This is a genomic window from Paenibacillus aestuarii, assembly GCF_027789125.1.
Lineage (GTDB): Bacteria > Bacillota > Bacilli > Paenibacillales > NBRC-103111 > Paenibacillus_E > Paenibacillus_E aestuarii.
In genome coordinates this window covers 1-13289 of the sequence record NZ_JAQFVF010000058.1, presented here as the reverse complement: position 1 = coordinate 13289, position 13289 = coordinate 1, and the positions used below count along the sequence as shown (strand labels likewise).

General features: G+C 40.4%; 14 protein-coding genes and 5 pseudogenes. 13 read left to right on the top strand and 6 right to left on the bottom strand.

What is annotated here, in order from left to right; translation table 11 throughout:
- Positions 1-286: 286 nt before the first annotated feature.
- The 3 genes and pseudogenes from O9139_RS22315 to O9139_RS33400 form a co-directional block, all read left to right on the top strand.
- Entirely contained in the window at positions 287-874 is a 588-nt protein-coding gene (locus tag O9139_RS22315; RefSeq protein ID WP_270881629.1) for a sigma-70 family RNA polymerase sigma factor, read from the top strand.
- A complete protein-coding gene (locus tag O9139_RS22310) occupies positions 867-1712 on the top strand; it encodes a hypothetical protein (protein ID WP_270881628.1) in 846 nt (281 codons plus the stop codon). Before O9139_RS22315 ends, O9139_RS22310 begins: the two co-directional genes overlap by 8 nt.
- A 147-nt stretch (positions 1713-1859) precedes the next feature.
- Positions 1860-1931, top strand: a pseudogene (locus O9139_RS33400) (potassium-transporting ATPase subunit KdpA); the annotation flags it as partial.
- 73 nt (positions 1932-2004) lie between these two features.
- On the opposite strand, the pseudogene O9139_RS33395 reads toward O9139_RS33400, so the two are convergent.
- Positions 2005-2076, bottom strand: a pseudogene (locus tag O9139_RS33395) (helix-turn-helix transcriptional regulator); the annotation flags it as partial.
- Positions 2077-2558: 482 nt separating this feature from the next.
- Between O9139_RS33395 and O9139_RS22305 the strand changes: the two are divergent.
- From O9139_RS22305 to O9139_RS22290, 4 genes and pseudogenes are all read left to right on the top strand, one after another.
- A complete protein-coding gene (locus O9139_RS22305; RefSeq protein WP_270881627.1) occupies positions 2559-2912 on the top strand; it encodes a TIM-barrel domain-containing protein in 354 nt (117 codons plus the stop codon).
- Positions 2913-2929: 17 nt separating this feature from the next.
- A complete protein-coding gene (locus tag O9139_RS22300; RefSeq protein WP_270881626.1) occupies positions 2930-3550 on the top strand; it encodes a TIM-barrel domain-containing protein in 621 nt (206 codons plus the stop codon).
- A gap of 180 nt (positions 3551-3730) precedes the next feature.
- On the top strand, positions 3731-5356 hold the full coding sequence (locus tag O9139_RS22295) for an FAD-dependent monooxygenase (protein WP_270881625.1): 1626 nt from the start codon (positions 3731-3733) through the stop codon (positions 5354-5356).
- 54 nt (positions 5357-5410) lie between these two features.
- Positions 5411-5506, top strand: a pseudogene (locus O9139_RS22290) (DinB family protein); the annotation flags it as partial.
- Positions 5507-5723: 217 nt separating this feature from the next.
- Here O9139_RS22290 and O9139_RS22285 read toward each other — a convergent pair.
- The 4 genes from O9139_RS22285 to O9139_RS22270 all read right to left on the bottom strand — a co-directional run bounded on the left by O9139_RS22285 (position 5724) and on the right by O9139_RS22270 (position 8039).
- On the bottom strand, positions 5724-6347 hold the full coding sequence (locus O9139_RS22285) for an IS3 family transposase (RefSeq protein WP_270881624.1): 624 nt from the start codon (positions 6345-6347) through the stop codon (positions 5724-5726).
- An 8-nt stretch (positions 6348-6355) separates the two neighbouring features.
- Positions 6356-6673 carry a transposase gene (locus O9139_RS22280; RefSeq protein ID WP_270881623.1) on the bottom strand — a complete coding sequence of 106 codons (318 nt, stop codon included), beginning with the start codon at positions 6671-6673 and terminating at the stop codon, positions 6356-6358.
- Positions 6674-6778: 105 nt separating this feature from the next.
- Positions 6779-7243, bottom strand: a complete 465-nt coding sequence (locus O9139_RS22275; RefSeq protein ID WP_270881630.1) for a hypothetical protein — start codon at positions 7241-7243, stop codon at positions 6779-6781.
- A 1-nt stretch (position 7244) separates the two neighbouring features.
- On the bottom strand, positions 7245-8039 hold the full coding sequence (locus O9139_RS22270; RefSeq protein WP_270881622.1) for a hypothetical protein: 795 nt from the start codon (positions 8037-8039) through the stop codon (positions 7245-7247).
- Between the two features lie 196 nt (positions 8040-8235).
- Between O9139_RS22270 and O9139_RS22265 the strand changes: the two genes are divergently transcribed.
- Entirely contained in the window at positions 8236-8784 is a 549-nt protein-coding gene (locus O9139_RS22265; protein ID WP_270881621.1) for a CBO0543 family protein, read from the top strand.
- 235 nt (positions 8785-9019) lie between these two features.
- On the opposite strand, the pseudogene O9139_RS22260 reads toward O9139_RS22265, so the two are convergent.
- Positions 9020-9196 (bottom strand): annotated as a pseudogene (locus O9139_RS22260) (transposase domain-containing protein); the annotation flags it as partial.
- 237 nt (positions 9197-9433) lie between these two features.
- On the opposite strand from O9139_RS22260, the gene O9139_RS22255 reads away from it, so the two are divergent.
- From O9139_RS22255 to O9139_RS22235, 5 genes and pseudogenes are all read left to right on the top strand, one after another.
- On the top strand, positions 9434-10216 hold the full coding sequence (locus O9139_RS22255) for a site-specific integrase (RefSeq protein ID WP_270881620.1): 783 nt from the start codon (positions 9434-9436) through the stop codon (positions 10214-10216).
- Positions 10182-10658: a hypothetical protein gene (locus O9139_RS22250; protein ID WP_270881619.1), complete on the top strand. Its 477-nt coding sequence runs from the start codon at positions 10182-10184 to the stop codon at positions 10656-10658. The genes O9139_RS22255 and O9139_RS22250 overlap by 35 nt, the downstream gene beginning before the upstream one ends.
- A 262-nt stretch (positions 10659-10920) precedes the next feature.
- A complete protein-coding gene (locus tag O9139_RS22245; protein WP_270881618.1) occupies positions 10921-11373 on the top strand; it encodes a hypothetical protein in 453 nt (150 codons plus the stop codon).
- 118 nt (positions 11374-11491) lie between these two features.
- Positions 11492-11854, top strand: a complete 363-nt coding sequence (locus tag O9139_RS22240; protein WP_270881617.1) for a hypothetical protein — start codon at positions 11492-11494, stop codon at positions 11852-11854.
- A gap of 231 nt (positions 11855-12085) precedes the next feature.
- A pseudogene (locus O9139_RS22235) lies at positions 12086-13289 on the top strand (IS3 family transposase); the annotation flags it as partial.

Sequence of the window (13289 nt, the reverse complement as noted above, 5' to 3'; positions counted from 1 at the left end):
AACACCACCTACATGGGCAGCTTTCAGCAACTGGTGAGTGCCCTGAGGGCCGACATAGCCAGCGGTATGTGGATCAAATCTTGAATCCGTGAAAAACGAATTAACGCCGTAATAGTGGATGCGGGTTTCCAGCGATTGCTGGTGCCCGCATTTTTTTTCATGCTCTATAATAGTGACTTGAAGAAAAAAACGACCGCTGCTTGTTAATGGATTTCATTAAGCGGCGTATTAACATACGTAACCGGCTTGCTTGGATGAAATAGAAGCATAGGAAGGAGGAAAGCGAATGGAGAGCGTCCGAGTAAACAAGGACATATTCAGGGAGCGAACGGACAAGCTCCGTGCTGCCGGAGAGGTTCTGTCAACCGAACAATTTTCCCGGATCTATGAACAGTACTTTAACCGCGTGTACAAGTATATTTATTACCGGATTCAGAATCAGTATGAGGCGGAGGATGTTTGCAGCCAAGTGTTTGAACGGGTGATTGTCAATTATGGCAGCTTCTCCGAGGAAAAAGCCGTATTCGAGGTGTGGTTGTTCGCCATAGTACGGAATGCCGTCACCGATTACTTTCGCGCCCGGAAAAAGAGATTTCATTTTTCCTTGGATTCGATTACCGAGTTGATCTGGCCGAAGCCTTCTCCCGAGGAGCTAGCCATCCAGGTTGACGACCATCAGGCGCTGTTTCAAGCGTTTGCCAAGTTGCGCGACAAGGAACGCAACATCATCGCTATGAAGTTTGCCGCCGGTCTCAAAAACTCGGAGATTGCGGCACTCATGGGAGTAAGTGAATCCCAGATCGGTGTCATTGTCTACAGGAGCTTGAAGAAGCTGCATAAATTTTTGGGGACAGGGGGGTTGATGGATGAATAATAAACAAGACCTCAAACCATTTGAGGATGTGATCGATTTGCTTGAAAATACAAAGCTTGATAATCCATTGGCGAAAGAGCGGATTCACAGGCGTCTGGTACATAAGATCGAGACGCAAACCATTTCACAGAAAAATACGATGAGGGACGGGATAACAACGATGAATAGAACATGGAAAACGGCTACTGTGGCTGTACTTGGTGTAGTGCTGATTGGCGGAGTGCTGTCTACAACCTCCTACGCCCAAGGTATGATGCAATCGATCTTGGCGAAGTTTCATGTAGGCAATATGGACATCGTTCAAGTCGATAAGGAGCTTCCGGCGTCTGCCAAAAATGCCTCCGCCCAGAAGGAAGGGTCCGAAACCGATAGAGTGGAGCTGCCGACGCGGCCGACGATGACCGTGGACGAAGCCCGTACCGCCGTGGGAATGAATTTTCCGGCTCCATCCTGGATGGCTGACTTCAAGTATGTCAACACCGTCATTCACGGTAAGACGATGGTAGAGGTGCAATACGCGCAAGGCGAAAAATCCGTGAATTTCTTGATTTCGCAAGGCGGCAAGAACGGAATTGAAACGACTGGCGAAGTGAAAACTGAAATGATCGATGGGACCAAGCTGTATTTTGCAAATGGAATTGTTATCTGGGAGGACAAGGGATTTACGGTGGAGATGTATGCGATGGATGATTTCGATGCGGATACGCTGAAGAAAATCGTCAAGAGCTTCGGCGTTGGCAAGCCGTTGACGCAAGAGCAAATTAATAAGTCGCATTCCAATGTAGACAACTTGATTCAAACGCAGCGAGCGGCTCCGGCACCTGCGGCTCGTCAATAAAATTGGACTCAAGTCGTACAACATTTGTTATCTTCCAACCGTTTATGCGTGATTACGTTGATAAGTATGTTGCCAGGTTTACAATTTAGCCGGGAGGCACAAAAAAACATCATTCAAAAAATGAATGATGTTTTTTGTTTTTAATAAATGCCCGTTTCACTCTACTTAATTTTGACTGTTTTCAACTGCGGTCTAATGGTTGGCCGTACGCCGGAATTTTTTCGTATGGAAGCTAGTCAAGATCCGTTGTTGAGAGGGTTTCCTCTTTGGATAGAAAGCTGTTATCTTCTATTCAGTCTTCTAAATTTCGATACTCTCTTGGCGTTATATCCGTTACTTGTTTAAAAATTCTGCTGAAATAGGAAGGGTCCGGTTAGCCTACACGTTGAGAGATTTCTTTGATAGAGAGATTCTTTTCTTTTGCAAGCAAATATTTGGCGTGATTAATGGTGTGATTGATGCGTACGGCTGTCAAATATTTGGATGGTGGTCCCCCCGTGTGTTTGATGAAAATTTTGCTTATTTAAGAAGGATGAAAATTAAAGTGTTTGGAGATCGACTCCAGTTTTCTTTCAAATAAAATTGAATCATCTTGACGATTTCTTCTGGGGGGCGCGTATTATTCTCGGAATAAGGGAGTGACTTGGGTAGATTTTTTTTGCATTCAATCGACATCTTGATCTTGGGAATGGATGGAAGAAGAAGCTTTATACGGCTTAGGCTCGCATGAAGAAGGCGTAATGAATTTGCGGGGAACGCATCAATACTTGTATCAACAAAATATGAAGGCGGTTGTTCCCGTCCTTGTATCTACGCGTGGATATAGCATATGGATATGGCATATTAATGGACAGCTATTCCATGATGACGTTTAGGGACGATGCTTATGGTTCCTATTTAAGGACAGAAGTTGAAGATGAATTGGATTATTATTTCATTCATGGTCCGGAGATGGACGAGATTGTGCATGGGATCCGCCAATTAACTGGAAAAGCACCAATGCTGCCCAAGTGGTCGTTCGGTTATGTGCAGTCCAAAGAACGATATACGTCACAAGAAGAATTGATAGCCGTTGTTCGTGAGTATCGTGAACGAGGACTGCCGCTTGATTGCATTGTACTAGATTGGAAGTCCTGGAAAGGTGAACTCTGGGGTCAGAAAAGCTCGATTCTGAACGCTTTCCGGATCCGAAAGACATGATGGAGGAGCTTCACCTGATGAATGCCCGTTTGATGGTTTTCATCTGGCCAATTATGAATCCACAGAGCGATAACAATAAGGAAATGGATGAAAGTGGATGCTTGCTGGGGAATCGAGCGACTTATGACGCTTTCCAGGAAAAAGGTAGACAATTGTACTGGAAGCAGGCTAACGAAGGTCTCTTTGCACATGGTATCAATGCTTGGTGGTGTGATTGCACGGAGCCTTTCGGAGCCGATTGGAGTGGAGCTGTTAAGCTTGAGTCAGAACAACTGATGCTGATTAATACAGAAGAAGCGAAGCTTTATCTCGATCCGGAGTATATTAATGCATATTCTTTACTTCATTCCAAAGGAATTTATGAAGGGCAACGCCAAACCACCGAGAGCAAACGCGTCGTAAATCTGACTCGTTCAGCTTATGCAGGGCAGCATCGCTATAACACGGTTACATGGTCTGGGGACATTGCGGCGAATTGGGAGACACTGCGGAAGCAAATTCCAGCTGGATTAAATTTCTGTGCATCGGGATCGCCATATTGGACAGTGGATATCGGAGCTTTCTTTGTCCAGAACAAACCTGACCTGTGGTTTTGGAGTGGGGATTACAACGCAGGCACCCAGGATATGGGGTACTGAGAATTTTATGCTCGCTGTGTGTAAAAAATGGAAGTCACCCATTAAAATAGGTATGATATTGTAAATAATACTATAACTATATAGAAGACCTTGAAATGACAGTGACATTCAAACCGATGAATGATTAGTAAAGAGCTTAAGAAGTAAATCTGAGCGTGAAATTAGAAAGGAGTGAAAATAATGGATAAACCATCTGGCGAATTTAAAATATCTGATGAGATTCTTCCAGTTCTTATCATCGGAGGAAGCCTGGTAGGTCTTTCTCTTTCTTTACTTCTAGCTAGGCAAGGGATTTTTTCAACGGTGATTGAGCGCCATCCGGATACTGCGATTCATCCGCGCGTGGCAGGTCTAACAGCTCGGACCTTAGAAATTTTTCATTCTTTGGGGATTGAGGAAGATTTAAGAAATGCAGAACCGCACTTCCCGAAAGATAGTAAGGTTTTTCAAGCGGAGAGTCTTGTGGGGAAAGTGTTTAATCATACCATCGAGGATATGAGCGCTTTCTTTTCTGAGGAAAGTCCTGCAAGAGGCAGTTTTATTGCGCAAGATATACTCGAACCTATACTACGAAAACATGCTGAGCAGAATGGAGTTGATCTCAGATACAATACGGAGATGATCTCATTCGCACAACAACAAGATAGAGTATCAGTTATTATCCGAAATCGTTCCGACAACACTTTACGGCAAATCCGAGCTGCTTTCATGATAGCCGCTGATGGCAGTAAGAGCGGGGTTAGAAAACAACTGGGTATTAGCCAGCATGGTGCAGGAACCATTATGCATAATCTAAGTATGGTTTTCGAATCTGACATTATGGGGTTATTTACCAAGCGAAATGCCGTGATGGGATTTATTCGAAATGAAACCGTGATGGGAGCTTTAGTACCTTATCCTGGTTCTTCTGCGCGACCGGATCTTTATCGATTGGATATATGGTACGATCCTTCCAAGGAGTCAGTTGTGGATTATCCTGAATCAAGGTGTATCTCTTTGATTCGTGCTGCAATCGGAATATCCGACATTCCATTGAAATTAAAAACAGTACTTTCATGGGAAATGGCCGCTCGTGTATCTGATCGCCTTCAGCAAGGAAGGGTATTCCTTGTCGGTGATGCCGCCCGAGTTCAGCCTCCGGCTGGCGCCCTTGGAGGTAATACGGGGATTGCCGAGGCACAAAATCTAGCTTGGAAATTAGCAGCAGTTCTTCATGATGATGCTAATATTGATCTGCTCCAAACTTATGAAGTGGAGCGATTGCCAATTGCCGACTTGACTGTAGAGCAAGTTACAGCTCTATCGAGACAACGCATTATAGAGGATGTTGATCAAATTACAGTAAATACACTAATGATTAACATGGGCTTTCGTTACTTAAAAGGTGCGTTTTTAAGAGAAAATGACCAAGATACTGTACAAATAAAATACCCTGCTCAATGGGAAGGACTACCAGGTACCCGCGCACCACATGTCGCTTTAGAACAAAATGGGAAACAACTTTCAACACTCGACTTGTTCGGTACGAATTTTGTGTTCTTGGTTGGATTTAACGGGAGAGATTGGATTCAATCAGCTAATGAAGTTGCGAAGAAACTTCACATTTCATTATTAATTTATCACATTGGAACAGAATTCACTGATATAGATGGACGGTTTTGTAGCTCTTATGGCATTAATACAAATGGAGCTGTTCTTGTAAGGCCTGATGGAATTGTGGGTTGGAGAAATTTCGAAATGGCGGATGATCCAATGCAAACTTTATATAATGCACTTTCGACTATACTTTTTCGAGCTATCCGGTGAGCTGCTCGGAACCTGTTAGCCGTTGTTGACCGCATTTTTTTGCTTCCCGACTAGCTTATGAGAATTGCATACCATGAAGCAGTACATTCAGGTCAACTTTTGGATTATTTAAGATCAGCCGGATTAAAGCGGCCAAAGGTTTGGGAATGAAGTTAAAGAGAGATTGAGTAAACGGGCACGATATTTCAACATGGAACAAGGCAACTGGTCAGCACGATCAGCTGCCTTTATCATTGAGGTATAGGGCAGCATTCCTATTATGAGGAAATACGAGGTTTGAGAAAGCCTTACGGTTTTGCAATTAACATTATTATGCAGCATGCCTGTAGATGTTTTCATAGAATGTATGGTTGGCTTTTTTTGTTTATTATGGTGATCCCACGAGAACACATGTGGTACACGTGTATTGGAAGCCCTGGTCCGAATGGAGCACGGCCTCTGAGACGTCTCTTTTTCTTGTCCACTGCGCTAGGGTATCCAACACAAGCTGAAGATCGTTACGTTCAGACATTTGCCAAGCGACAATCTCGTTGTTGAAAAGATCTTGAATAACAGATAGATAATGGAAATTCGTTCCATCAGAAATATAGGTAATATCTGTGACCATTTTTTGCTGTGGTGCTGTGGCATGGAATTGTCGATTTAAACGATTTGGATACACAACAGAAGGCGTGTAGTTGGACTGTTTCCGTTTCCTCCGTATGACAGATTGGATCGATAATTCTTTCATGATTCGGCATACTTTCTTGTGATTTACTCTGTAGCCGGCCTCCCACAAGGCGGTCGTCATACGAGGGTAGCCGTAGTAGGGATGTACAAAATGGATGGCCATCATGTGTTCCTTGATCTCATGATCCTTTTCTTGACTTGCCTTTCGCTGAGGCTGTGTGGCTCTCCATTTGTAATAACTAGCCCGTGGTATTCCCGCAATAGCTAACAGAACTGTAATGCCGTGCTGGTGGCGCAGATCCTCCATGATTTCATAATTCATTCGTTGGGTTAGTGCTTCTCCTTTACTAGATTTGGATACCGCTTTTTTAAGTAATCCACCTGCGCCTTCAGGTAATCTCGTTCATCCTCAATGCTTTTGAAGGACGTACGTGGCCGCCCTTTCATTGGATTTGGCTCACTTTTACGCACATCGAACGACTCTCCGTTTTGCCATTTCTTCACCCACACCTTTAGTTGAGAACAGTTGCGAATCCCTTCTCGCTGAGCTACCACCTTGTAACTAGCAGAACCGTCTACATACGCTTTAACCGCCTTTAATTTGAATTCTTCTGTGTACGTTTGAAATGTTTGTCCTTTTTTAGCCATAAAAAATCCCCTCCAAGTGGACTCGAGCCTCCATGATAACACGAAGGTTTTTTTGAGTGTCTACTTGAAGGGGATAATACCAATTGCATAAAGCTAGTTTGGGTTTTAACTTATGATTCTCGCAGTACCTAGAGCTAAATGATGCCATAGGATCTCTTCCACAATGTCACCTTTATTCTCTTCACACTCAACAATTATAATAATTTCTGAATTTTTACCGCGCAAAAGGCGTTGTTGTTTCTTTATGACTTTGTAATAAAACAAATCAATTAAAAACCCTAATATAAAACCTGTACCAGTGCCAATAAGTCCCCAATAAATCGGACCCCACGCAAGTTTAAACCCAACACTTGCTCCTATAACTGCAAATGCAGTACCTAACATCGCCCCTGTGCTAATAAGCGAAATCCCATCTGCGTTGTGAATATTATCAAACATTCTACGCTGGGTTTTTCGATTTGTTAAAGGGACTGCGAAGATATTCTCTTTATTGATGCCGTTTTTCTCTAAAGAACTAATAGCCAACTCTAAATTTGTTGAATGTTCAAAAGTGGAGAAAATTTGGATCACATTATTCACCTAATATTCTTCCCTTTCTAACCTTAAACTTCGGACTTTGGTACTTTTTTATGAGATGTGTTTTTTGTTCAGAATTGAACAATTTATTATTCTCAACGGTGTTCAGATACGAATCGAAAACAGCAAATCCCCACATGGAGGGCATATACAAAAGCCATTGTTTATCCAAAACTTCTGTTGCTTGTGTTATCTCCCCCATGAATAGGTGATGAACGGCAACAAGCGTCTTTGAAAAATATAAAAAAAGTATCGTCCATACAAGTGAGAAGAAAGCCGTTAAGAGTCTGTGTATATGCAGTTGCCCAAGTCCTGGCATAAATAAAGACCAAAGGACGGACATAATAGGTTTACGTTTGTCTAGATAATTGATTTCAAGTGCTCCAATACTAAAGGAATTATAAGGCGCATCTTCTCGTTCAGCGAGCAAATAAACTTTATTCATATCGACGCATGTTCGATAACTGTCCCAAATGCCAAATAAATAAACGGGAATATACATGAGCATCCATCTAACGTCTATTACTTCTTTAGCAAGATCTATATTCCCGCAAAACGAATGGACCATGGCTAAATTGATTTTTGCATTGTAATTGACAATCACTTCCCAAATGAACAACACTAATCCCCGTAAATACTTACTCAACAAAAGATGACCAAAACCCGGAAAAGCTGCCGACCACCATGCGATTACGTAAGGGTTTCGCAAATGAAATTGCGTTGTTCCGGCAATGCTGACATGGGCTTTGTAGCGGCGAAATTTATTTTCAACATTTTCAAAGTTATTCACTACGATGGCTTCCCTTTTTTTTATTAAATTCTGTATTTCCATTATTGCCTATTTAGGGTCATACATACTTAGTCGATATTGTTTCGATCAAGGAATAATCGGGGTGTTACTGGGGAAATATTCTTGAATAATGGGGGATTGGAAAATTAGATAAATTCAAAGGTATAACGAAAAAGTATATTATTCGAAGAGTAACATGACGGGAAACCATTTAACTGACGCTTATGAGGAAGTACAAAAAGCAAGGGATAAGCTGCATCAGCTCACTGTTCATCAATGGAAACATGAAACTGTGTTTACATGGGAATGGTGGCTGCTCGTTGGGTTATCCATATTTCCACTGATTATATGGTGGAGAATCGTCGATAAAAAAAGAGCATATGAAATAGCCTTTTATGGGTGCATGATAAACATCATGGCAGTTATTCTTGATGATTTAGGAACTAATCTTTCATGGTGGGGATACCCAATGAAATTAATTCCAATAATTCCTCCACTATTGACTGCTGATTCTATATTAGTGCCAATCATCTTAATGGTCGTGTATCAATTATTTTCATCAAATTGGAAAACCTTTATTAGCGCCAACATCTTAACTGGGGCTGTCATAGCATTCGTAGCTGAACCAATTTTTGTATGGATCGGTTATTATCATTTAAATACATGGAAATTCATTTATTCCTTTTTATTTTATATCACAGCAAGTTCATTAGCGCGTTTAATTATTCTTAGAATCAGTAAATGAAAGCTTTACTCTACACTTTTACATGGTGAAGCAGTGGCTTTTGGTGTCACCTAGTCAAAAAAAAAAATCAAATATAAACGGTGTACGATATTTGAATATTATCAACAGGAGAGACATCATTTTTTGATGGTTCTCCTGATTAACAAGCTGGCTCTATCTCGTTAATAACGCGGCTCACACTAAAAAATCGAGCGTCTCTGCCGTACCGAAATATTCATAGTAAATGAGCGTTGCTCTATTGGCAGGCTTCTTGAATTTCTGGACTCCACGGAAGGTAATTTTCAAGAAATGCCGGGTGCTGTCCAAACTGTACTCCCGGCAATTCGCTGAAGATGAATTGAAGGTATTTATACGGACTAAGACCATTTGCCTTAGCACTTTCGATGATGCTGTAAACGGCGGCACTAGATGAGAGTTCTGTAATTTCATATTTAAACACGTTGGAACCTTTCTTTTATTGGCTATATCATTACATCCTCTGGTGCCAGAATGAATGAGCTGCTGCAGATCAGTTATGATAAAGACTGCTGTGTGGTGACAGTTGATAAGAGCGTTAGTCCACCTAGAAAGAACTACATCTTCCGTTTGATCCCAAAAGGAAGGGAAATAACCTGAGAACTATTATATGCCGGAAGAAGTCTTTAAGTTTATGAACGAAATTTTGAAGATGCTTAAAGAGTCCTATAAATCCGATACAATACCTGAAGTTCAGTATGATGTAGAAAGCAGAAAACATTTGATGTCACAGAAAAGATATATTTTTCAATACCAATCCAGACATATCAACGTATTTTCAATTAATGCGATTATTCGCTTTCTTCTACATGGTATGGTTATTCAGTCTGCAGAAGGCGGTCAAGTTATCTTAAAGGCTCATCTTCTAAGGCATGCATTTGCCACTCATGCAGTTCAAACCGAGAAGATTCCGGTTGATATTGTGAAGACGTTGCTTCACCAAAAGGATATCGAAGTAACTTCTTACTATTCAGCTCCAACTGCACAACAAGTCTCGGAATCTATAAACTCACTTCATGAAAACTGGATCTCATATATCGACATTCAAAAAGGCATTCTTAGAGGGCCTGATGAGCTTAAGGAATTGTATGAAGATTATCGTGAGAAGGTAGGTACTTTGTCTAAAGTTGTTGGAGGCATATGTACGATTGACTCTATTTGCCCAACAAAAATGGCTTGTGTTGGTTGCGGTGCGAAGGTGCCTAGACCAGAGTTTAAAGATGAAATAGAATCTTTTTATAATTGGGCCGATGAAAGCGAAAAGCGGTTTGAAAAACTTAGTTTGCCTATTGAAGCAAAAAAGATGAAGATTGTAAAAAATCGAGCTAAAATCGAGTTGAAGGAAATTCAATTGATAGAAAAAACACAAAAGGATGAGTTGCATGTTTCAAAAATCCGTTTCTCCTCAAACAAATGAACGGGAATGGCTTCAATCATTGTACGATGATAAGAAAAAACGTTCATTTGAACTTGGCGTTAAGGCGATTGATTTACTTGTCAAAGAGGGTTCCTCTGTTTCGTATCGCACTGTCTCGGATAAATCGAAAATAATCGACTCTGAAGGAATCGGCATCCATCCAAACACTATTCGTAAGAATAAAGAACTGCACGCATACTTTTCAAAACACATCTCAGCTAAGTTCTATAAGCCGCGTAAGAGCTCTCGAGTTCCCATTGCAGGTGATCTGGATTCGTTTAAGCAAATAAAGCAGGAAAGAGACATAACTCGCGTCAAACAACGGTATATGCAACTAACTAAGAACGAATTAGTTGACCTATTGATTCATATGGAACAATACATTGCAAAACAGAATCAGCACTGGTTGAAAAATCAATTCGAGAGTTTTAAGAGCGAATAGCACTGGGATGCGCATAATAATTACGGCTAATGTTCAAAGAAAATAAAGCAACCTAGAGATGGGATTGAGCTAACGGGCAGATTTCTTCAACAGTATAGCTGTTAAAATGTATAATTAAGGAAAAGTGCAATCATAAGGGGGCAGAATTAATACTAAAAATAATGTTTCCGAATTTTATAAAGATGCTGGTTACAAATTTTCTTCTTACTTCAATAAAGAATATAGACCGTTATCATTTCAAAATAATAAAAGGAAGATACTAATGTTTAAAATAAATTACCACTCTATTTGGGCACTTTTAAATAATAAAGATTCAATTATTTTTTGTGCAACGGCAAAGAACGAGATGGGTTTAAGCCAAACAACTAATAAGATCAAAGTTGTACCTAATGCCAATTCTGAACAACTGGCTTATATAATTTTAGATACGTTTTCTTTGTGTGAGAAGGAACCATTGATCAACGAAAATAATAATGCAAAGATTGAAGAATGTTTAGGATATAGTAGTTGGAGCAAATTTATTAATAATCATAAGCTCGTACAGATTTCAAACATTTTGGATTCGAAGATGTACAAGTTTAGCCCAATGAAGAAGACCAAGGGAGGATATATTCGATCTAATGAAGATCCAACTTTCAGAATAAGTTTATTAGAATGCAATGATGAGGAAATACTTGGTAAGACATTAATTAAAGCCTTTAGCTATTGCACTTGAATAATTGTGAATTCCACCTTTAAACGGTTTCCCAGGGAAATAGGTATACAGAGTATTTGGAGATTCAAGTAACTGGACACGTTAGTTTAAAACAACATTTGTAGGAGGGTTTATCCCTGTGAGTCTTAGACCAAGTAGCCAGATACTTATCGGAGAACTCGGAACAGATTTTATTGATGCAAAATTAAAGGAACTTTCATATGACCACTCATCTAATATAGTTCATTTAAAGTATGGTGACATAAATAACAATGCAAATGATAAGTCAATTACGTTCAGGGGTTGTTTTTCTGTAAGTATCAACAAGTGGCTAGAAGGTGTAGAAGGGGTGATCCCTCAAAAATCAGACGAAATGGATTTCTTTTTTCAAGAGATATTGATTGAAGATGTTGTAATCAATGCCATTCAATTGTATAAATGTTCGATGTTAATACCTATGATGGATTGCCGTATCACGTGTATCAGTATCGAATTGAACTAACGGAGAACGATAGTTTAATCACGAATAACGGCAGCCGGCAGACGATCAGCTGCCGTTGTCTGTTGAAGTAACTGGCAGTTGACGTTAATGCGAGTGGGGAGAATTTTATTCTTGACTCTAAAGCAATATCATAACTAACAACATTAGTGGAATACGAAAAGCGCGGCAGTCGACCAAAAGTGAACTGCACCCCATTTGTTAGACACGACTAACAATGGAGGTGCAGTTTTTTTGCCTAATTTCAGTTTAGATGAGAAATTGAAGGCCATTTTTAAGTATCAGAATGGTACGGAAGGAATTAAAAGCGTTGCAAAATCATTAGGGATAAACCATGAAGTTTTACGTATGTGGGTTAGGCAATACGAATATCACGGGGTAAAAGCTTTTGAAAAGAGCTATACAGCTTACAGCATGTCATTTAAACTAGACGTACTCAACTATATGAACGAGCATGGGACGTCTCCAAATGAAGCTGCTGTCATTTTTAATATTTCCTCCCCTGGGATCATTAGAAAATGGCGCAATCAATTTAATGAAGATGGAAAGGACGCCCTGAAATCAAAGAAAAAGGGGCGCCCACTTATGACAAATAAGAAAGAGAACAATTCGAAAAAACTAGAACCTGCGGAGGGTTCAGTTGAAGCTCTGAAAGCAGAAATAGAACGTTTGCGTATGGAAAATACCTATCTAAAAAAGTTGAATGCCTTAGTTCAAAACAAGGAAAAATCACCAAACAAGACAAAGCACAAGTAGTCTATGAATTAAGGCTTGAATTCCCGGTGGTTGCATTGCTAGCGTTTGCTGACATCCCTCGTAGTACCTTTTACTACTGGGTAAAGCAGTTGAATAAGCCCGATCTAGACAAAGATCTAAAACTCCTTATTCGATCCATTTACATCGAACATCAAGGACGTTATGGCTATCGTCGTATCCGTGATGAACTATATAATCGGGGACATCGGGTTAATCATAAAAAAGTGCAGCGTATCATGAAAGAATTAGGCTTGAAATCAGTGGTGCGTATGAAGAAATATCGTTCCCATAAAGGAACAGTAGGTAAAATTGCACCTAACGTACTCAATCGTAATTTTCACGCGGAAAAACCAAATGAGAAATGGGTTACCGATATTACGGAATTTAAGCTATTTGGAGAAAAGCTGTACTTATCACCTGTTTTGGACTTGTTTAACGGTGAAATTATCACTTACACAGTAGGGCCCCGCCCTACTTATTCCTTAGTCTCTGAGATGCTAGATAAGGCCTTTAAACGCTTATCCGAAGAGGATGAACTCCTCCTACATTCGGATCAAGGCTGGCACTACCAGATGAAGCCGTATCAACATGCTTTGAAGAAACAAGGAATTACCCAAAGCATGTCACGCAAAGGAAATTGTTACGATAACGCGGTGATGGAGAACTTCTTTGGCATTATGAA

Excerpts from the sequence above, each read along its gene's own strand:
- O9139_RS22315 (WP_270881629.1), top strand. The coding sequence starts at position 287 with ATGGAGAGCGTCCGAGTAAACAAGGACATATTCAGGGAGCGAACGGAC.
- O9139_RS22310 (WP_270881628.1), top strand. The coding sequence starts at position 867 with ATGAATAATAAACAAGACCTCAAACCATTTGAGGATGTGATCGATTTG.
- O9139_RS22305 (WP_270881627.1), top strand. The coding sequence starts at position 2,559 with ATGGACAGCTATTCCATGATGACGTTTAGGGACGATGCTTATGGTTCC.
- O9139_RS22300 (WP_270881626.1), top strand. The coding sequence starts at position 2,930 with ATGAATGCCCGTTTGATGGTTTTCATCTGGCCAATTATGAATCCACAG.
- O9139_RS22295 (WP_270881625.1), top strand. The coding sequence starts at position 3,731 with ATGGATAAACCATCTGGCGAATTTAAAATATCTGATGAGATTCTTCCA.
- O9139_RS22285 (WP_270881624.1), bottom strand. The coding sequence starts at position 6,347 with ATGAATTATGAAATCATGGAGGATCTGCGCCACCAGCACGGCATTACA.
- O9139_RS22280 (WP_270881623.1), bottom strand. The coding sequence starts at position 6,673 with ATGGCTAAAAAAGGACAAACATTTCAAACGTACACAGAAGAATTCAAA.
- O9139_RS22265 (WP_270881621.1), top strand. The coding sequence starts at position 8,236 with ATGACGGGAAACCATTTAACTGACGCTTATGAGGAAGTACAAAAAGCA.
- O9139_RS22255 (WP_270881620.1), top strand. The coding sequence starts at position 9,434 with ATGAACGAAATTTTGAAGATGCTTAAAGAGTCCTATAAATCCGATACA.
- O9139_RS22250 (WP_270881619.1), top strand. The coding sequence starts at position 10,182 with ATGTTTCAAAAATCCGTTTCTCCTCAAACAAATGAACGGGAATGGCTT.
- O9139_RS22245 (WP_270881618.1), top strand. The coding sequence starts at position 10,921 with ATGTTTAAAATAAATTACCACTCTATTTGGGCACTTTTAAATAATAAA.